21 protein-coding genes are annotated in these 19,102 nt (G+C 61.9%); 6 read left to right on the top strand and 15 right to left on the bottom strand.

What is annotated here, in order from left to right; translation table 11 throughout:
• Positions 1–39: 39 nt before the first annotated feature.
• Positions 40–747, top strand: coding sequence for an NAD-dependent deacylase (locus NKJ09_RS16570; protein ID WP_023716916.1), 708 nt, complete (start codon positions 40–42; stop codon positions 745–747).
• A 249-nt stretch (positions 748–996) separates the two neighbouring features.
• On the opposite strand, the gene NKJ09_RS16565 is transcribed toward NKJ09_RS16570, so the two are convergent.
• The 4 genes from NKJ09_RS16565 to NKJ09_RS16550 all read right to left on the bottom strand — a co-directional run bounded on the left by NKJ09_RS16565 (position 997) and on the right by NKJ09_RS16550 (position 3,990).
• Positions 997–1,530: an RES family NAD+ phosphorylase gene (locus tag NKJ09_RS16565; RefSeq protein WP_502895932.1), complete on the bottom strand. Its 534-nt coding sequence runs from the start codon at positions 1,528–1,530 to the stop codon at positions 997–999.
• Positions 1,496–1,867, bottom strand: coding sequence for an antitoxin Xre/MbcA/ParS toxin-binding domain-containing protein (locus NKJ09_RS16560; protein ID WP_023716914.1), 372 nt, complete (start codon positions 1,865–1,867; stop codon positions 1,496–1,498). Before NKJ09_RS16560 ends, NKJ09_RS16565 begins: the two co-directional genes overlap by 35 nt.
• Before the next feature lie 75 nt (positions 1,868–1,942).
• On the bottom strand, positions 1,943–3,184 hold the full coding sequence (locus NKJ09_RS16555) for a class I SAM-dependent RNA methyltransferase (RefSeq protein WP_023716913.1): 1,242 nt from the start codon (positions 3,182–3,184) through the stop codon (positions 1,943–1,945).
• Complete coding sequence (locus NKJ09_RS16550; RefSeq protein WP_023716912.1) at positions 3,181–3,990, bottom strand: TlyA family RNA methyltransferase; 810 nt, start codon at positions 3,988–3,990, stop codon at positions 3,181–3,183. Before NKJ09_RS16550 ends, NKJ09_RS16555 begins: the two co-directional genes overlap by 4 nt.
• A 174-nt stretch (positions 3,991–4,164) precedes the next feature.
• Between NKJ09_RS16550 and NKJ09_RS16545 the strand changes: the two genes are divergently transcribed.
• On the top strand, positions 4,165–4,566 hold the full coding sequence (locus NKJ09_RS16545) for a GFA family protein (RefSeq protein WP_352494381.1): 402 nt from the start codon (positions 4,165–4,167) through the stop codon (positions 4,564–4,566).
• 3 nt (positions 4,567–4,569) lie between these two features.
• On the opposite strand, the gene NKJ09_RS16540 is transcribed toward NKJ09_RS16545, so the two are convergent.
• The 7 genes from NKJ09_RS16540 to NKJ09_RS16510 all read right to left on the bottom strand — a co-directional run bounded on the left by NKJ09_RS16540 (position 4,570) and on the right by NKJ09_RS16510 (position 10,335).
• Positions 4,570–4,863 carry a hypothetical protein gene (locus NKJ09_RS16540; RefSeq protein ID WP_023716911.1) on the bottom strand — a complete coding sequence of 98 codons (294 nt, stop codon included), beginning with the start codon at positions 4,861–4,863 and terminating at the stop codon, positions 4,570–4,572.
• A gap of 206 nt (positions 4,864–5,069) precedes the next feature.
• Positions 5,070–6,983 carry a 1-deoxy-D-xylulose-5-phosphate synthase gene (dxs, locus tag NKJ09_RS16535; protein WP_023716910.1) on the bottom strand — a complete coding sequence of 638 codons (1,914 nt, stop codon included), beginning with the start codon at positions 6,981–6,983 and terminating at the stop codon, positions 5,070–5,072.
• A gap of 81 nt (positions 6,984–7,064) precedes the next feature.
• Positions 7,065–7,985 carry a pirin family protein gene (locus NKJ09_RS16530; RefSeq protein WP_023716909.1) on the bottom strand — a complete coding sequence of 307 codons (921 nt, stop codon included), beginning with the start codon at positions 7,983–7,985 and terminating at the stop codon, positions 7,065–7,067.
• 9 nt (positions 7,986–7,994) lie between these two features.
• Positions 7,995–8,261: a DUF2277 domain-containing protein gene (locus tag NKJ09_RS16525; RefSeq protein WP_023716908.1), complete on the bottom strand. Its 267-nt coding sequence runs from the start codon at positions 8,259–8,261 to the stop codon at positions 7,995–7,997.
• Positions 8,262–8,368: 107 nt separating this feature from the next.
• Positions 8,369–8,620 (bottom strand): exodeoxyribonuclease VII small subunit, encoded by a 252-nt coding sequence (locus NKJ09_RS16520; RefSeq protein ID WP_023716907.1) that lies wholly within the window; start codon positions 8,618–8,620, stop codon positions 8,369–8,371.
• 3 nt (positions 8,621–8,623) lie between these two features.
• Positions 8,624–9,550, bottom strand: a complete 927-nt coding sequence (locus NKJ09_RS16515; RefSeq protein ID WP_023716906.1) for a histone deacetylase family protein — start codon at positions 9,548–9,550, stop codon at positions 8,624–8,626.
• Positions 9,551–9,681: 131 nt separating this feature from the next.
• Positions 9,682–10,335, bottom strand: coding sequence for a TetR/AcrR family transcriptional regulator (locus NKJ09_RS16510; protein WP_023716905.1), 654 nt, complete (start codon positions 10,333–10,335; stop codon positions 9,682–9,684).
• Between the two features lie 118 nt (positions 10,336–10,453).
• Here NKJ09_RS16510 and NKJ09_RS16505 point away from each other — a divergent pair, with 118 nt between their 5' ends.
• Entirely contained in the window at positions 10,454–11,677 is a 1,224-nt protein-coding gene (locus NKJ09_RS16505) for an MFS transporter (protein ID WP_352483719.1), read from the top strand.
• A 59-nt stretch (positions 11,678–11,736) separates the two neighbouring features.
• Here NKJ09_RS16505 and ribB read toward each other — a convergent pair whose 3' ends face one another.
• Positions 11,737–12,837, bottom strand: a complete 1,101-nt coding sequence (gene ribB, locus NKJ09_RS16500) for a 3,4-dihydroxy-2-butanone-4-phosphate synthase (protein WP_023716904.1) — start codon at positions 12,835–12,837, stop codon at positions 11,737–11,739.
• Between the two features lie 98 nt (positions 12,838–12,935).
• Positions 12,936–14,045: a chorismate synthase gene (aroC, locus tag NKJ09_RS16495; RefSeq protein WP_352483721.1), complete on the bottom strand. Its 1,110-nt coding sequence runs from the start codon at positions 14,043–14,045 to the stop codon at positions 12,936–12,938.
• Between the two features lie 37 nt (positions 14,046–14,082).
• Between aroC and NKJ09_RS16490 the strand changes: the two genes are divergently transcribed.
• Both NKJ09_RS16490 and NKJ09_RS16485 read left to right on the top strand, forming a co-directional pair.
• A complete protein-coding gene (locus NKJ09_RS16490) occupies positions 14,083–14,307 on the top strand; it encodes a hypothetical protein (RefSeq protein ID WP_352494383.1) in 225 nt (74 codons plus the stop codon).
• A 15-nt stretch (positions 14,308–14,322) separates the two neighbouring features.
• Positions 14,323–14,586, top strand: coding sequence for a DUF1344 domain-containing protein (locus NKJ09_RS16485; RefSeq protein WP_023716902.1), 264 nt, complete (start codon positions 14,323–14,325; stop codon positions 14,584–14,586).
• A gap of 86 nt (positions 14,587–14,672) precedes the next feature.
• Here the strand turns inward: NKJ09_RS16485 and NKJ09_RS16480 are convergent, their stop codons facing one another.
• The gene (locus tag NKJ09_RS16480) at positions 14,673–16,334 is read right to left on the bottom strand and encodes a hypothetical protein (protein ID WP_352494384.1); all 1,662 of its coding nucleotides are present in this window, start codon (positions 16,332–16,334) and stop codon (positions 14,673–14,675) included.
• Between the two features lie 214 nt (positions 16,335–16,548).
• Between NKJ09_RS16480 and NKJ09_RS16475 the strand changes: the two genes are divergently transcribed.
• Positions 16,549–17,016, top strand: a complete 468-nt coding sequence (locus NKJ09_RS16475; RefSeq protein WP_031193363.1) for a hypothetical protein — start codon at positions 16,549–16,551, stop codon at positions 17,014–17,016.
• A gap of 22 nt (positions 17,017–17,038) precedes the next feature.
• Here NKJ09_RS16475 and NKJ09_RS16470 read toward each other — a convergent pair whose 3' ends face one another.
• Positions 17,039–19,081 (bottom strand): AfsR/SARP family transcriptional regulator, encoded by a 2,043-nt coding sequence (locus NKJ09_RS16470; protein ID WP_084642385.1) that lies wholly within the window; start codon positions 19,079–19,081, stop codon positions 17,039–17,041.
• Positions 19,082–19,102 lie beyond the last annotated feature (21 nt).

Here is a 19,102-nt window from a genome sequence, read left to right as displayed (position 1 = left end):
CCTTCCAAATGATGTTTCCGGATGCCGGTGTCTTCGACCATGTCCAAAGCCAAAATCGTCATCCTGACAGGCGCCGGCATTTCGGCGGAATCGGGCGTCGCCACGTTCCGGGATCCCGACGGGGTCTGGGCGAAATACGACCTGCAGGACGTGGCCACGCCGCAAGGTTTTGCGCGCGACCCCGTAAAGGTGCAGGATTTCTACAATATGCGCCGGCGGCAGATGGGCAGCGTCGAGCCGAATGCGGCGCACGCCGCGCTGGCCAAGCTCGAGCAGAAATTCCCAGGCGACGTCCTCGTCGTCACGCAGAATATCGACGACCTGCATGAGCGCGCCGGTTCGCGCAAACTGATCCATATGCATGGAGAACTGGGCCATGCCCTTTGCCTGAGCTGCGGGCAAAGCAGCACCTGGGCCGACGACATCGCTGCCCATTCGGCCTGTCCAGCGTGTGGCGCAAAAGGTCAATTGAGGCCTGACGTGGTCTGGTTCGGCGAAATGCCTTACCGCATGGAGGAGGTCGGCGAGGCGCTGACGCGCTGCGACCTATTCGTGGCCATCGGCACCAGCGGGAGTGTCTACCCGGCAGCAGGTTTCGTGGAGGAGGCACGCGCGGCCGGAGCCGTAACAGCCGAACTCAATCTGAAATGCGCCGGCTGGGCCTCCCGTTTCGACGAGCAGATGGAAGGGCCGGCGACACAAGTGGTGCCCGCCTTCGTCGAGCGCGTCCTTTCAGGCGCAGGCTAGCACCGTCTGGCTATGCAGCCTTGAATTCAGCGCGCGATCAGCATCTTTGTTATGTCGGGAGAGGAAACTGTGATCGCTGCCGGAGAAAAGCTAGAAGTCACCAGTTCGACCGACGATCAAGTCGCACTGCCTGTTCCAGTCTTGCCTTTAACACGGCCATAGGACGTATTTGGATCCCTGCCCCACATAGGCAAGCCGAAGACGTTGGAAGAGATGGAGGCGGGTGTGCCCGCCGCAGCTCGAACTGCCCTAAAGCCATGATGCCGCTGTTTTCGGCAGGCGATGGTCGGGATCGATGATTTCAAGATCCGGAGCATCGTTTTCGTTCCAGCGCCACAGCGCGACGCATGTGCCGCCAGGCGACATGAAGGACGGGTAGATCACGCCGTGCAGCCCGTCGCCAAGCAAGCGGTCTCTCAGTTGGTGCGTCTCGGGCACAAAGCCTCCATCCACGATGTCACGCCATTCGCACCGGTGAATGTCGGCCGTTACACCGAGCTTCGACAGCGTATCAGCCTCTGTCAGGTCGGCCAGCCGGGCGCCTGACAGTTTCAATTGTGCAATCAGCGCCGGGTGCTGGACAAAACCCTGATTGTACTCGGCCCAAGCCGTGGACAGTTCCCGGGCGGCGTAGATCGCCGGCGTGCCAATCGGATTCCAGCGGCCGCCGAAGCGGGCCGCGCCCTCACCGGAAAGCGGCAGATGGGCCCAGCGCGGCACAAAAGCGCGCCATAGAGTCAGCCTGGGTTCAGGCATAGATGCCGGAGCGGACTGCCTCCAGATAGGCAAGCACCTTGTCAGTCTTGCCTTCGCGAACGAGATCGTAGGCGGTCTTTCCCGCCCAGCCGGGGATCGGCTGATGTTTGAACCAGATCGCGGCACGCTGTTCATCACCGGCCATCTCGCCGGCCATCGCCAGGATGCGGACGATGGGACTCAATGCGGCGTCGACCTTGCGCGCACCGGACTTGGCGGCAAGCGTGTTGCGCGCGAGACCGGTCAGGCCGGCCAGTTCAGTCATATTGACCCCTAGCAGTGCGGCTACCCGCCTCGGCGAGAGAAACGGCGCCCGCTCCTCGCCGAAGCGCGATGCCGAATTTTCAAAGGCTGCGGTGCTCATGGCAATTTCCTAGCCCAGTTTGAACGACGTACACTCAAAATGTGCTTTTTTGGTGCGCATTTCAAGCCCTAGCTGCTAGCGCCTTCGTCTCGGCTTCTCCAACAGCGCGACGGCCTCGACATGCGGCGACCACAGGAACTGGTCGATCGGGATTACGCTCTTCAAGGCGTAACCGCCATCGAGGAGGATGCGAAGATCCCGCGCCAGCGTCACCGGATTGCAGGACACCGCGGCGACGAGCGGCACGTCGGAGCGCGCGATCTGCTTCGACTGGTCCTCGGCGCCGGCGCGGGGCGGGTCGAAGACTACGCCGTCAAAGGCATTCAACTCCTTGAATGTGAGCGGCCGCCGGAACAGGTCGCGACGTTCGCCGGTCACCCGCTTCAGGCCGCTGGCGAAACGGAAGGCCCGGTCAAGCGCCGAGAGTGCTGCCGCATCGCCTTCCACCGCATGAACCTCCGATCTTGAGGCCAGACGCAGTGCGAAGCTTCCGCAGCCGGCGAAGAGATCGGCGACCTTTTTGGCGCGCGCGAGATGCTGGCCGACAATGTCGGCCATCGCTTCTTCGGCGGCCTCGGTCGCCTGCAGGAAAGCGCCCGGCGGCACTGCGACAGCGACGCCACCAAACAGGACGACCGGTTTCTTTGGTTCGATAATGATCTCGCCGTCGACCGACAGCCTGGCTAGCCTCTCGGCAATGACAAAGTTCGAGGCGACGCGGCGCTGGTTCTCGCCGAGCTTACCGGAATCGTGAACCGCGACATCGAGGCCGGAACCGGTCACCGTCACCGCCATGTGGAACGATTTGGTCGTGGTGCAGATCAGTCCGGCAAGCATCCTCAAACGGTCGAGCGCAGCGACGATCTGCGGCAGCGAGATCGGGCATTCCTCGATGGAGATGATTTCGGACGACAGCGCGCGAACGAAGCCGAACTGCATTCCCGCCTCGCTCCGCCGGGCAGTGAAGACGACGCGGCGGCGCGTGTGCGGCGCGCACGGCACCAGCGGGCCGACATCGCAGGCGATGCCCTTGCTCTTCAGCGCATGCACGACCCTTTCGCGCTTCCATTGGTGATAGGCTTCAGTCTCGAGATGCTGGACGGCGCAGCCGCCGCATTCGCCGAAATGGCGGCACGGCGGATCGACTCGCAGCGGCGAGGCCTCAAGCACCGACATCAAGGTAGCGCGATCTTTCTCCCGCCCGGCGGTGACGACCTCTCCCGGCAGCGTAAACGGAATGAAAACCTCGCCGGTCTCGGTCTCGGCGATGCCGTCGCCCTGCGAGCCCAATTTTGCGATTGTGAAACGCGTGGTCATCGCTTCTCAATCCCGGCCCGCCCGATCTTGGCAGGCTTGGTCGCGACGGCCTTGATGCCGCCGAGCAGGAACTCGCGGTTGCCGTCGCCGCCCTCTATCGGCGACAGATGAAGTCCCAACGAGCGCCAGCCGGGAATGGCATCGAGCCAGTCCTGCATCAGGCCGGCAATGCGCGCCGCATCATAGGGGTCCTTCAGCAGGCCGCCCTTGCCGATCGCCTCGCGGCCGGCCTCGAATTGCGGCTTGACCAGAAACACGGCTTTTGCGCCGTTCCTGGCCAAGGCAAGCGCCGGCGGCAGCGCCAGTTTCAGCGATATGAAGCTGACATCCGAGACGATGAAATCCGGCACACGGCCGCCGAGATCGGCGGCCGACAGTTCGCGCGCATTCAGGCCTTCAATCACCGTCACGCGCGGATCGCCGGCAATGTCGGAGTGGATCTGGCCGTGCCCGACATCGATCGCCGTGACATGCGCCGCGCCGCGTTCGAGAAGTACCTGCGTGAAGCCGCCGGTCGAGGCGCCGACATCGAGCGCTTCGCTACCGGTGGGGTTGAGGCCGAAATGGTCGAGACCAGCCTTCAGCTTCAGTGCGGCGCGCGAGACGTAACCTTGCGCCGGATCGTCAACGACGATGTTGCACTCAGGCAGAACGGCCTGGCCCGGCTTGTGGGCGACGATGCCGTCGACCGTCACGGTGCCGCGCGCCACCGCATCGCGAGCACGCGAGCGGCTGGCAAACAGGCCGCGCTGGACGAGTAATTCGTCGAGCCGCTGGCGAATGCTGGCTGGCGGAAGGGAAGTCATCGGCCTTCATGGCGAATGCCAACGATGATGGCAAGGATATTGGCGATGAGACTAGGCATAGTTGGAAAAGCGGGTGAACTCATCAGCCGCTCCGCTGTTTGTCGAACCTCGCACGACACCCGACGCAATGCTAAGAAGAGATGCCGTTTAGCCGTCGAAACGTGGAGGAGGAACATGCTGACGGGAACCTGCCACTGCGGCGCAGCCCACTGGACCCTGGAGGGCGATCCCGGTTCGATCACTGCCTGCAACTGTACGCTTTGCCGTCGCTACGGCACGCTCTGGGCGTATGACTATGTCGACGAACGCATCCGCCTTGCGGGGCCCGTGAGTGCCTATACGCGCGTTGGAAGGGCTCACCCTTCGCTTGAGATTCTCTTCTGTCCAACGTGCGCTTGCGTCCTGGCCTGGCGCGGATTGCGTGCCGATACCGCCGGTCGCCACCGCATCGCCGTCAATATGAGGCTTGCGCCGCCGGAGGCTGTCGCCGACCTCCCGATCGATCATTTCGACGGTCTCGACACATTCGAGGATTTGCCGAGGGATGGTCGCTGTGTGCGGGATATGTGGTTCTAGTTTCTAGAATATGGTCCGCGAAACCCGCCGTTCAACGGCCGGCGTCAGACCGTCGCTGCTGTCGCCGGACACCTGCGGGCGCGGCCGGTCAACGGAAATGGACGCCTTCGGCAAGGTATCTGGCACGACGACGAATTGCGGCGCCTCCTTGTAGGAGAAGCCGCCACGGATTTGGCCGATCTTGCCGGCGACGATGCCCATCACCGCCTCTTCGAGTTTGCGGTCGTAGCGCGTTTCGGCCACGGCCGACGCGGCGAAGATGGCCGTTAGCGCGATGCCGCCCAAAAGCGATCTCATTGGTCTTCTTTCCCCTGCCGGTCGCTTTCTAGCAGGGCGGCGTTGAAAAACGGCCAAAGGACACGGTAAGCAAATCGCCAAATGGCAGCGTAAACAGTATCTTACGACTGTTCGCCGGTAATTTGATTCAAGCAGTTGAGATTTTGATTCAGACTGGCATTTGCAGCCAAGCAGAATCTTTTGGCGTTGCAGAAACGCGGAAACAACTAGGCGCGCTGGGCCTGCGCGGTATGCCCCAACGCCACGAACACTGTGCGCACGATGCCGGCGCTGTCCAGCCCGGCATCGGCATACATCTTTTCCGGCTTGGCATGGTCGACGAAAGTGTCGGGCAGCACCAGCGGGCGCACCTTCAGGCCGCTCTCCAGCAGCCCTTCGTGGGCCAGGAACTGCAGCACATGGCTGGCGAAGCCGCCGACCGCGCCCTCTTCCACCGTCACCAGTATCTCGTGCGAACGGGCCAGCCGCCGGATCAGATCCTCGTCGAGCGGCTTGGCAAAACGGGCATCGGCGACCGTGGTCGAAAGCCCCGCCGCGCCAAGCTCCTCGGCCGCGGCCAGGCAATCCTGCAGCCTGGTGCCGAAGGAAAGCAGCGCAACCTTGGTGCCTTCCCTGACGATCCGGCCCTTGCCGATCTCCAATACCGAGCCGCGCTGCGGCATCTCGACGCCAACGCCGTTGCCGCGCGGATAGCGGAAGGCGATCGGGCCGTCATCGTAGCTTGCAGCGGTGCGTACCATGTGGCGCAGCTCGGCCTCATCGGCCGCCGCCATGACGACGAAACCGGGCAGCGTCGCCAGGAAGGTGGTGTCGAAAGCGCCGCAATGGGTGGCACCATCGGCGCCGACGAAGCCGGCGCGGTCGATCGGAAAGCGCACCGGCAATTTCTGGATCGCCACGTCGTGGACGACCTGGTCGTAGGCGCGCTGCAGGAAGGTCGAGTAGATCGCCGCAAAAGGCTTGAAGCCTTCCGTGGCAAGGCCGGCGGCGAAGGTCACCGCATGCTGCTCGGCAATGCCGACGTCGAAGGTCCTCGCCGGAAACGCTTCGCCGAAGAGGTCAAGCCCGGTGCCGTTCGGCATGGCGGCGGTGATGGCGACGATGCGGTCGTCCTCTCGGGCCTCCTGGATCAGACTGTCGGCAAACACCTTGGTGTAGCTCGGCGCGTTGGCGGGCGCCTTGGCCTGGGCGCCGGTAATGACGTCGAATTTGTTGACGCCGTGATATTTGTCGGCGGCCGCCTCGGCCGGGGCGTAGCCCTTGCCCTTCTGGGTCACGACGTGGATCAGCACCGGGCCGTCGGCATTGTCGCGGACGTTCTTCAGCACCGGGATCAGGTGCTCGAGGTTGTGGCCGTCGATTGGGCCGATGTGGTAGAAACCCATTTCCTCGAACAGCGTGCCGCCGGTGACGTAGCCGCGCGCGTGCTCGACCGCCCGCTTGATGGCGCGATCGGCGCGCTCGCCGAGATAGGACGTCAGCTTCTTGCCGAAATCGCGCAACCCCAGATAGGTCTTGCCAGACGCCAGACGGGCCAGATAGGCGCTCATTGCGCCGGTCGGTGGAGCGATCGACATATCGTTGTCGTTCAAGATGACGATTAGCCGGGCATCGAGTGCGCCGGCATTGTTCATCGCCTCATAAGCCATGCCGGCCGACATGGCGCCGTCGCCGATGACGGCAATGACATTGTTGCGGCCATCGGACAGATCGCGCGCCATCGCCATGCCGAGGCCGGCTGAAATCGAGGTCGAGGAGTGGGCTGCGCCGAACGGATCGTATTCGCTCTCGACGCGACGGGTGAAACCGGACAGCCCCCCCTCCTGCCGCAGCGTGCGGATGCGGTCGCGGCGGCCGGTCAGGATCTTGTGCGGATAGGCCTGGTGGCCGACGTCCCAGATCAGCCGATCGTCCGGCGTGTTGAAGACGTAGTGCAGCGCGACGGTCAACTCGACCACGCCAAGGCCGGCGCCGAGATGCCCGCCGGTGTGGGAGACGACGTCGATCAGTTCGGCGCGAAGCTCGGAAGCCAGCTGCGGCAGGTCGCCTTCGGCAAGCGTGCGCAAATCGGCTGGGACGCGGACCTTGTCGAGAAGCGGCGTATCGGGCTTTGCGTTCACTGTTTGCGAGCCTGGTCAGATTTTCTGTTCATCGTGAAATATGCCGCTGGCCGGCGAATGTAAATGTGGCGGTAACGCGCATCAGCTTTCGGGCAGCGGGATGAACTCTTGCTCGTCTCCGGGAATGATATCGAAGCGGCCCGTCTTCCATTCTTCTTTCGCCTGTTCGATGCGTTCCTTTGAGGACGATACGAAATTCCACCAGATATAACGTTTCGAACCGAGCGAAGCGCCGCCAAACAGCATGAAATGGGCGCCGCTCTCCGATAAAACAACGATCTCATCGCCGGGCCGGAAAACCAGCAGCCGCTCGGCCGGGAAGCGGTCACCGGATATCGAAACCTCGCCTTCCAGCGTATAGATGGCGCGCTCCTCGGCATCGGCCGGGATCTTCACGCTGGCACCCGGCGCCAGCCTGAGATCGGCGTACAGTGTGTCCGAAGCGGTCGCGACCGGGGAGCGCATTCCGGAAAACGCACCGATGACGATATGGCCGCTGACCCCCTCGGCATCGATTTCGGGCAGGCGCAGCGCCGCGGTGTTTTCGAAGATCGGCGCGACCTCCTCCTTGCCGTCCGGCAGCGCCAACCATGTCTGCAGGCCGGAAACCGACATCGGCGCGCCGCGCAGTTCTTCTGGCGTGCGCTCCGAATGGACGATGCCGCGGCCGGCGGTCATCAGATTCACGTCGCCGGGCTGGATCACCATCTCGGTGCCGAGCGAATCACGGTGCCTGATCTTGCCGTCGAACAGGTAAGTCACCGTCGACAGTCCGATATGCGGATGCGGACGGACGTCGAGCGCCTGGCCGGCCCGAAGAACTGCCGGACCCATACGATCGAAGAAGATGAAAGGTCCGACCAGCCGGCGCCTGGCCGTCGGCAAGGCGCGGCGAACCTGAAATCCGCCAATATCCTTGGCGTTCGGAATGACCATCAGCTCGATCTGATCGCTGGCGAAGGCATCGCCCATCTGCGGATCGTTTCCGGGAAAGAAGCTCACGCGGTCCCCTCAGGCGAAGCGAAGTGCAGATTTGGCCTTCGCCTTGGCCGCCACCTCTTCGCGATTGCGCGGATGCTGCGTCGTCTCGAGGCTGTCGAGCAATTCGCGCGCCGAGGCGGCAATGGCCTCGACGGCATGGTCGAACGCATGCTGGTTCTGTTTTGACGGTCGCGTCGTTCCGCTCAGCTTGCGGACAAACTGAAGTGCGGCATCGCGGACCTCGTCATTGGTTGCCGGCGGATCGAAATTGAACAGGGTTTTGATGTTTCTGCACATCGTTCGCAATCTCCTCTCGTCCTGGAGCCGTTTCAAACGGGATGAGTTTTATCCTCAATCATGGTGATGTCCAAAGCCGGCAAGCACAATCGTCGTTCGAGGCCGCCTCAATCCGCGTCCAACGGCTCTGTCCCCACCGGCTTGCCGTCACGCGACAGCCTGATTTTCTCGACCTTGTCCTCGGCCGCCTTCAACAGCCGGTCGCAATGCGCCTTCAGCGCCTCGCCGCGCTCGTAGATGCGGATCGACTGGTCGAGCGGCACGTCGCCGCGCTCCAGATCGTCGACGATCCTCTCTAGCGCGTCGAGCGCCTGCTCGAAGCTCATCGCCTTGACGTCCTCGTTGATCTCACCAGCCATCGTCTATCCCTTCATCAGTCGCCCGACATGGGCGGCGACTGAAAATGCCAATCCCTGCAGATCGTAGCCGCCCTCGAGCAGGCTGACGACCCGATTGCCGCTAAGGCGCCCGGCGCGTTCGAGCAACTGACCGGTCGCCCAGTCGAAATCATCCTCGGTCAGGTTGATCTCGGCCAGCGGATCGCGGTGGTGGGCGTCGAAACCGGCGGAGATGATGATAAGATCGGGCGCAAAATTGTCGAGCGCCGGCAGGATGCGCGACAGAAAGGCGTCGCGGAAAACATCGCTGCCGCTCTGCGGCGCCAGCGGCGCGTTGACGATGTTGCCGGCGCCGGTTTCGCTCACGGCCCCGGTGCCGGGGTAAAGCGGCATCTGGTGCGTCGAGCAATAGAGCACCGACGGATCGTCCCAGAAGATGTCCTGCGTGCCGTTGCCATGATGCACATCCCAGTCGACGACGGCAACGCGGTCGGCGCCATGGTTCTTCTGCGCGTAGCGTGCGGCGATCGCCGCGGTGTTGAACAGGCAAAAACCCATGGAGGTGGTCTTTTCGGCATGATGGCCAGGCGGCCGTGCGGCGACGAAGACATTGTCGGCACGGCCGGTGAAGACGTCGTCAACAGCAGCGTTGGCAGCCCCGATCGCAGTCACGGCCGCCTGCCAGCTCTTTGGGCTGGCGGTGGTATCGGCGTCGATACGGGCGATGCCGGTGTCCGGTATCGCTGTGCGGACACGTTCGACGAATTCGGGCGGATGCGCGTAAAGGATGGTTGCCTCGTCGCCTTCCGGCGCCTGGACGCGATCGAGCGCCGCGAAGGCCTCGTCGTCAAGCACACGCTCTATGGCGCGCAAACGGTCCGGCCGCTCCGGGTGACCGGGCGGGGTTATGTGTTCGAGGAAAATCGGATGGGTGTAAAGTCTCGTGACCATGCCCCGATATAGGCGCGCCTCGACGCTTTGGCCATGTTTTAGCGTCTCGCTGGTGTGATGTTCAACAGGGTTTAAGCGGGCGGGGCCGGCTGGTTCCAGCGCGAGCCGCCAGATTGCTGGAAAGAACAACCTCAGGCCGGTGACTGGTCAATCTCGGGGTGCATCGACGATAGTCGATCAGGCTGGTGCAGCCTGCCGGTGAGATTGAGCAGCCCTTCCAGAAGAACCTTGAACGCCTTCACTGCCTTCTTCGACGTCGCTTCGGGATCGTTCGAATTTGCGATCCACTGCGCCGCATGCAACGAGGCGCCGCTGACCAGCCTTGCCGCGGCTTCGGGATCGACGGCAAGAATGGTCCCCTCGTCGCTCAGTCTTTGCAGGCTCTCCGTCATCGAGCGGATGCATGTGCTCTGGCTTGGCCATTGCGATGGATCGCCGAGCACCGCCGGGCCGTCGCGAAGCACAATACGCTGGATCTCCGGCTCCAGCGCCATCTCAATATAGGCGGTGCATTCGTCGACAAAGCCCTGCCAGAGATTGTCCGGCTTGGCCGAAACGACCTTCAGCCGGGCCGACATTTCGGCGTCGATCTCGGCGATGACCGCCTGGAGAAGGCCCTTCTTGTCGCCGAAGTGATGATAGAGCGCACCGCGCGTCAGCCCGGCCGATGCCGTGAAATCATCCATCGAGGCTTCGGCATAGCCGAGCGTCCCGAAGGCCTGGCGTGCCGCGGCAATCAGCTTGGCGCGGGTCTCGGCAATCATCTCCTTGCGTGGTCTGTGCATGCTCTGGCCCTATTAACATACGCTTCGTACGCCAATTGACATACGCGGCGTATGATCTATTTAAACTCATACGTTACGTATGTAATCGTCGAACCGTTCGTTGTCGAGGAGCCAGACCATGCAAAATCCCTATACCCAGATCTTTCGCGCGCCTGGCGCCATAGGCTTCGCCGCAGCCGGGTTCGTTGCCCGGCTGCCGATGGCCATGGCTCCGATCGGGATCGTTGCGATGCTGTCACAGACTGATGGCGAATACTGGCTGGCCGGCGCTGTCTCCGCGACATATGCGCTTGCCAACGCTTTCGTCGCGCCACAGGTATCGCGACTGGTGGATCGCCTCGGCCAGACGCGGATTGTGGTGCCGACCACCGTGATTTCCACGCTCGCTTTCGCGATCCTGATTGCGGCGGCCAATCAGCATTGGCCGATATGGACGCTGTTCGTGTCGTCGCTGCTGGCTGCTGTCATGCCCAGCATCCCGGCAATGGTGCGCGCGCGCTGGACTGAGATCTTCCGCAACCGTCCCGAGCTGAACACCGCGTTCGCCTTTGAATCGGCGGCGGACGAACTGGTCTACATCGCCGGGGCATCGCTGTCGGTGGGGCTGAGCGTCGCGCTTTTCCCGGAAGCGGGAGTGCTCGCGAGCACATTGTTCCTCGCCCTCGGTTCGACGGCTTTCATCCTGCAGCGTTCGACCGAACCGCGAGCCAGACCGGTGGAACATGGTTCGGGCGGTTCGGCAATCCGCCTGCGGCCTGTCCAGATCCTCACCTTGGCCCTGATCTTCATTGGCGCGACCTTTGCAACCACTGAGGTGAGCACGGTGGCGATCACCAAGGAGCTTGGCCAGCCGGGCGCCGCCAGCTTCGTTATCGGCGTCTACGCGCTCGGATCGTTCGTCGTCGGCATCATTATCGGCGCCCTGAACCTGAAAGTGCCGCTGCAAATTCAACTTGCCATCGCAATCGCCATCATTGCGCTTACCACGCTGCCGCTGCTCGTCGCCGACACCGTGCCGCTGCTGGCACTGGCCGTCTTCGTCAGCGGCGTGGCGATCTCGCCGACCTTCATCACGGCATTCGGTCTGATCGAGCGGCGCGTGCCCGAGGCGGTGCTGACCGAAGGCGTGACCTGGGTGATGACCGGCATTGGCATCGGCATGGCGCTCGGCTCATTCGCCGCCGGCTGGGTGGTGGACGCTTTCGGCGCGCAGAACGGATTCTGGGTATCGGTGGCGTCGGGCACAATCGCATTGGTCATCGTGCTTGCCGGCCAGCGCAGCCTTGCCGCGCCAGATTGCGACATTGCAGCCTGCGACGCTGCTGCGGTCGCTGCGGAATAGCTTCCGGTGCGTCCGGCCCGAGGCGGGGGCCGGACGCATACCAGCATCGTGAGAACGGTCTAAAGAATCTCGGTCTTGGCGATGTGGATGCCAAAACCTTCGAGGCCGACATAATGGCGCTCGCGCGAGGCGATCAGATTGATCGAGGAAATGCCGAGATCCTTGAGGATTTGCGCGCCGAGGCCGATCTCGCGCCATTCGTTCTCGCGCCGGCGCGCCTCTTCATGGTCCTCGCGGTCGCCGGCAGCCGGCCGCTTGCGCTCCTGATGGGCGACGCCGACCGACCCTTCGCGCAGATAGACGATGACGCCGCGCTTGCGCTCACCCATCGCCTTCATGATGGCGTCCAGCCTGTGGCTGGTGCCGAAGACGTCACTCACCACGTCCTCGGAATGAAGGCGCACCGGCACCTCGACGCCGTCGCGGATATCGCCGAAGACGACCGCCACGTGATGCATGGAATCCCAGGGCAGCGTATAGGTAAAGACCTGCGCCTTGCCGCCGGGCGTCTCGATGTCGGAACAGGCGACGCGTTCGACCAGCGTTTCCTTGCGTTGCCGGTAGGCGATGAGGTCGGCAACCGAGATCTGCTTCAACCCGTGCTTTTCGGCGAAGGCCTGCACCTGCGGGCCGCGCATCACGGTGCCGTCATCGTTGACCAGCTCGGAAATGACGCCGACCGGCGGCAGGCCGGCGAGCTTGCAAAGGTCGACAGCGGCTTCGGTATGGCCCGAACGCATCAGTACGCCGCCCTCGCGCGCGATCAGCGGAAAGATGTGGCCGGGGCGCACGAAATCGGACGCGCCGACATTGCCATTGGCGAGATTGCGCACCGTCAGCGTGCGGTCGTCCGCCGAAATGCCAGTCGTGGTGCCGTGCTTGAAGTCGACGCTGACGGTAAAGGCAGTGGTGTGGGCAGAATCATTGTCGGCCACCATCGGCGACAGGTTGAGCCGCTTGGCTTCCTCGCGCGGCATCGGCGTGCAGACGATGCCTGACGTGTTGCGGACGATGAACGCCATCTTTTCCGGCGTGCAATGGACGGCGGCGACGATCAGGTCGCCCTCGTTCTCGCGCCCGTCATCGTCCATGACGACGACGATCTCGCCGCGCTCGAAGGCGCGCAGGGCTTCAACGATCTTCTTCTGGTCGTAAGGCATAAGCGCTCGTTTCACTCGCAGGGGAGTAGGGGAATAGGGCAGTACGGCAGTAGGGAAAAGGAAAAAATTGGCTGCTTGGCGTGCACCAACATACTCCCCTACTCCCCTACTCCCCTCCCTGTCTGTCCCCGATGCCGCAGATAATGATCGGCAATGGCGCAGGCAACCATCGCCTCGCCGATCGGCACGGCGCGGATGCCGACGCATGGATCGTGCCGGCCCTTGGTCATGATCTCGACGTCGTTGCCGTCCTTGTCGATCGACTTTCGCGGCGTCAGGATCGACGAGGTCGGCTTGACGGCGAAACGCGCGACGATCGCCTGGCCGGTCGAGATGCCACCGAGGATGCCGCCGGCATTGTTGGACAGGAAGACCGGTTTGCCGTCATTGCCCATGCGCATCTCGTCGGCATTCTCCTCGCCGGTGATGCGGGCGGCCTCGAAACCGTTGCCGATCTCGACGCCCTTGACGGCGTTGATAGACATCAGGCCGGAGGCGATGTCCTGGTCGAGCTTGGCATAGATCGGCGCGCCAAGCCCCGCCGGCACGCCGTCGGCGACGATCTCGATGACCGCACCGACCGAGGAGCCCGCCTTGCGGATACCGTCCAGATATTTGGTGAAGACGGCGACCGACGCCGGATCGGGAGTGAAGAACGGGTTTTCGGCGTCACCGACGAAATTCCAGTTCCAGTTGGCGCGATCGATCGATCTTTCGCCCATCGACACCAGCGCGCCGCGCACCACCATGCCTGGCACGATTTTGCGGGCAAGCGCCCCGGCCGCCACTCGCGCCGCAGTCTCACGCGCCGAGGAGCGACCGCCGCCGCGGTAATCGCGCAGGCCGTATTTGACCTCGTAAGTGTAGTCGGCATGGCCCGGCCGGAACTGGCGGGCGATGTCGCCATAGTCCTTGGAGCGCTGGTCGACATTCTCGATCAGCATCGACACCGGCGTGCCGGTGGTGATCATCGTCTCCCCGTCCTCATCGACAATAAAGCCGGACAGGACCTTGACCTCGTCAGGTTCGCGACGCTGGGTCACAAAACGTGACTGGCCGGGGCGACGCTTGTCGAGTTCGGCCTGGATCTCGTCGCGAGTGAAGCGGATGCCGGGCGGACAGCCATCGACGACGCAGCCCAGCGCCGGCCCGTGGCTTTCGCCCCAGGTGGTGACGCGGAAGAGATGGCCGAACGTGTTGTGCGACATGGAACCAGCCCTGCCGGCGTCGGAGCCGGCCTAGCGCATGACCTCGAAAATCGGCGCGATTTTCGGAAAGGATCATGCGCAAAAAAAATCAAAAGTGCTACAGCGTTCGTTGCGCGCCCAGGAGGACGCGGCGCTGCAGCTTGCCTTCTATTGGCGTTTTCCACAGTGGTCAAACTGTGATCCGGCGGATTTAGTTTTGACACATTCGATTGGTTTCTGCTCAGTTCCGTTCCGTTGGACCGAGCCGCTGTACCGGCAATGATTAAAGAGGACGATGATGCGTATCCTGATTGGCGCTGTTGCCGCCACGCTGTTGATTTCCACCGCCGCCTTCGCCGGCCAGACCGAAGGCCTGATCAAGAAGGTCGACAAGGACGCGCTGACGCTGACGCTGGACGACGGCAAGTCCTACAAGCTGAACGCCGAAACCGATCTCGATGCGCTGAAACCGGGCATGGACATCGTCCTCGCGTATGACGTGACGAATGGCGAGAACGTCGTCACCGACATGGAACTGCCGGACACCGGATCGACCGAGTAGAGTCTTTTGCGAAGCTTCTTACGCGATGCGTGGGGAGCCGCACAGATATCCAACGGGATTCATTCCGCGTGATAGCAGATGGTTTTCTAGCAGTGGGGCAGACCGATCGAGGCTGCTTGCGCATCGTTGCTCATGTCTTCCTTCTTCGGATCGTTTCCCGGCCAGTACACTCCTTTTATATATTTTCCCGCCAGGTACTTCCGCATTACAAATTCCCGATGCGGTAGAAAGACGAACTTCAAAGCATCCGATATTTCGTACTCACCATCCGTTGATTCGGTGGTGACGTGTTTGTTCTCGAAGGAAATTTGCCAACAGACCTCGCGTTTGAAGTCGTCGGTGAAGCCGCCGTTGCCCGTTCTGGAAAACTGATGGCAACCCGCGCAGGAGAGGGACTGAATCCGCTTTCGGATTTGTTCCGCTGTCAGAGTTCTCGTAGCACCACCTTCGATCTCACCAATGAGGTCGGGATGTCCTTCAGCGTCGAGTATTTTCGCGTAGTCGCCGAGTGAACGATCTTCAGCGTTCATTTCCGCCGCGAGCAGGTGCTCGGGCAGGCTTGGCAACAAATGGAAGCTGTTAATGTTGGGATCAAGCAGAGGACCAGGCGCAGAACCATCGGTGCGAATAGACTTTGCCACTAGCTCAACGAGCTTGTTCGTTGCTTCGGGGTCCGGGGAATTTTTGGAAAAAAGAGTGGGCTCAGGGGAACCTGTTGTACGCGTGGGAAGCAGGCGCATCGAAGGCTTGTCGAAACGGTACTCACGGAGCCCCCATTGTCCCCCATGTAGCTTCGAGTTCGTCCGGATCTGACCGCTGCTTGATTCCGACGCGCCGAGATGGTCGACATGCATGGCCGGAGGCAGCTGAAACGTCGTCGGACCGACCGCATCGCCGTCAACAACGCTGCCGTCCTCCGCGAGCGTTATTCCCTCCAGGAAAAACCTGCGCAGCCAAATCGCGACTTCCTCGTCCGAGAACCGCTTTTCCGAAAGGGATAGCCAGAACTTCTGGATTGCCATGCAGCGCTCCGGCTTCCCCCCATTGGGCATGACTGCCTCGAAGGCGATCAGCATCTCGCCGTGGATTCGATCGGGAGCAGCCGGATTTTCCCAATCCGGATGCTTTCCCGCTATGATGCGAAACTCGCCGCAATCGCCGCCAAGCGAATCACGCAGCAGATCGACCCGATTCACGGCGGCAATGATGATGAATGGAGTTTTGCCAACGCCGAACTCCTTGTAGGGATCCTTGTCCTTGAGCATCCCTTCGGCTCGCGAACAGTCGTAGGAAAACGGCGGGCCACCATTCGGCTGCTTCGGCCGCAGTTCTTCGCAGCCAGCAGCCGTTTTCCACCAGTTCCGGAACAGCTCGTTTCGGTCGGCGATCTTGCCCCCGCTCGACGCCACGAGTTGGTCCATCACGGCGGTGAAGGAAATTTTGTTCAGAAGGGCCGCCTTTCGCACGAAAAGCGACCGTCCCCACTCGATGGTGGGAGCGGCGCCAGCGTCGCGCCCAGGTGTCGCTTCAGTATTCGTCGAGCTTTTTCCCGCCAACTTGACACCCAAGCCACGCCGCTCCGGATGGTCTTGAAGCGGCGCCTTACCTTCGCCGGCATCGGGCGCACCTGCGGAAGACAACAACACCGCAAGCCCGACCAGCACTCCACGAACCGGCGCGAGCCGGACTGACCACAGTTGGCGAGAAAGTCGTCTCCAAGCAAAACCCAGACGACCAATATCGTTCATGCCGACCATCCCCTCAAAAAGCTTAATACCGTCTTGAGCCCCGATTAGCGGAAAGGAGATATGTTAAAACGTGAAGCCGATTTTGTCTTCTGGCGGTGTCACGTGAAATTTTCACGAAGCTTTCACGCTGACGATGTGAGTTAATCGCCCTTGCGGGTATTTGACGTTAGCGGTCTACTGCCCGTGCGTGAAGACGCTACCAAAGGAGGGAAGCATGCCGGGACCAGATATCGGTTCACCAGATCGAAAATACCCGCCGATTCAGTTCGGTAGACATGGCGACGAGACAGGTGCCATCTTCAAGGATTACGAGGCTGTCGGGAAGAAGTTGGTCGAATGGGCGCAGCAAGACAGAGACTCTTGGCCCACAACCATCGATGAGTTGCGGGAGGCGTTTAAGGACCTCCTGACGATACCGGACGTCTTCAAGACGCTCACGGTGGTACGGGGCGACGACCATATCGAAGGTAACTACGAGTTTCTCCTGCGGTTGCCACCGAAGGGCCAGGTAACGGAGTCGGAGCAGATCGTCAAAGCTAATGTTGAAGACGACGTCTATCCGCTTCCGGCGCTTTACAAGGATTTCGAGCCGGGCGGACGCGACGAGGACAAGCGCGTGATCACTCAGTTGCGCTTTTTCTATGCGCGGGTTGCCGACTATACGATGCGTGGCTGCCGGTGAGCGAAAAACGGTGGGTGGAACGCTAACCAGCCAGGTCGAGCAACCCGGTCGCCAGAATTCCTGAATGTAGCCTCTCCCGGTCCGCCATCAGGCGGATCGGGAGGCATTGCCAGAACCATTCGAGCGTGGCTTTCGGCGAAGCAGGACCGTCGCCATGCCAGTTGTCCGCGGTACGGCGGAAGAACGCTGCCGCCTCTTCAAGAGCCGCCTCTTTCAAGCCAAGCTCGGCCAGCGCCGCCGCTTTCAAGCCGCCGACAAAGAAGGTCGCATCCTCGGCAAGATCGGCTGCTTCCACCGCGCCCTCGCTGTTGCCGAAGAGAAAGCGAATACAGGCGTGGTAGGCCCAATGAACGGGTTCGGCGCCATATCCTACCCGCAGCGCCCTTTGTGCGATCTCGTCTGCGAGCGCCTTCTCGCCGCAATAGGCAAGGCCCTGCGCACATGAGATCAGCGTCCAAGGATCGTTGTCGTTCATTTTGAGCGTCAGCCCATAGCAATAGATCGCTTGCTCGTACTTTTCGTTCATAAGATAGGACCAGGCCAGAGTGAGCTTGGTCCGGCTATCCATCGGCGCGAGCTTGGAAGCCATGTTTGCAAGTTTGAGGGCCTCCTGTTCCCGCTTTCTATCCCGCATGAGGCCGGGGAAGATGAGATGTCTGCTGTTGAGGATCTGCGCCAGACTGGCATGAGCGGGCGCGAAATCGGGAGCATTCCGTATGATCGACCGGAATATCCCCTCGGACCGGCTCTCGTCGGCCGGACGCCACCGCGAAAGAAGCTCATTACCACGTAGCCAGCGGTCGTAGATGTCGAGATCCATATCGGCGAGGCCCGCCGTCGTGCTCAAACGCTCTGCCGAGATCTGAACATCGAGCGCTGCGGCCAGGTGCCGGACGATCTGCAGTCTGGCGCGATGCCAGTTGCCGATCTCGATCTCCGAGTTCTCGCTCCACATGTAGTGGCCGTCAGACCTGCGACGCAGCAGCACGGCGATGTGCAATTCACCGTCCTCGCCGGTTGCAGTGGCAAGCAAGTCATAGACCTTGCGGCCGCTTGGCGGGAGAGCATCGTCGGAGGCCGAATGCTCCCTCACCGACCAGTCCCGGAACCGTGTCATGGCTGCGATCAATTCGTGGCGGAAGCCATTGATACGGATGGCATGAACCGCCTCGTGCAAGAATGGATGAACCAGGATCAGTGGGGGTTCAGCGCGCGCCTGAGCGGCGATTCCTACACCGTCGAACAGCTGCGCTGCTGCCGGAACAGCGGGGGCGAGTTGCGGGACGTGGCTGGGAGGCGCGGGAAGAGGTTCCGCCGTCTTTATCTCCGCAACCAGCGCCTGGGTTTGCGGTGACGGCTCCATGTCATAGTCGGTGCCGAGCAATTCCCACAGGTCGTTGTAGATGCGAAGCGCTCCCGCCGTGTCGCCACGTGAGGCACGGCACTGCATGAGGATACGGCAGGCTTCCTCATGCGTCGGGTCCAGATTGTGGATGGCGGTGGCGAACCTCTCCCGCTTGGCATCGTTCTGCTCGCGCCGGGCCTGGTCCTGGAGGAGCTTAACGGCCCTGTCGTGGAGATATTCGCGCTGGACCGAGAGCCACATATCGAAGCTGGGATCAATGTCCCTCAAATTGACGAGAAAGCCCCCGAACAGCCGCTTCTGCGTGATCATCACTTCGGGCACGATATTCTGTTCGAGATCGGCGATGTGGGTCGCCGCGTCGCTTGATACATGGATCGGCTGCAACCAAACATTGTTCCGATCGCAGTCGAATATCTGTATTGGAAACTGCTTCGTGTCCTTCTTTATCCCACTGATTAGCTGACGCAGGGAGGTGCGCGCGGCTTCCTCACTGTTTTCGCCCCACAAAAGGCCGGCGAGGCGCTCCCGGCTTTCAATCATGTTCTTGCAAAATGCGAGGTAGGCAAAGAGCGCCTGTGCCTTACGGCTCTTGAAGGTGCAATTCACGGCGCCATGAGACATACGGAAGATGCCAAGCGTCTCAATACGGAAGCTTGGCGTTTCACTGCTCCGCGATGCTGCCCGGCTATATTGGTCCATGGGACTCTGATTACAGCAAAC

This window comes from Mesorhizobium sp. M0189 (assembly GCF_040322135.1).
Classification (GTDB): domain Bacteria; phylum Pseudomonadota; class Alphaproteobacteria; order Rhizobiales; family Rhizobiaceae; genus Mesorhizobium.
Note: the sequence above shows the minus strand (reverse complement) of the source record. Positions and strands in the feature narration are given on the sequence as shown.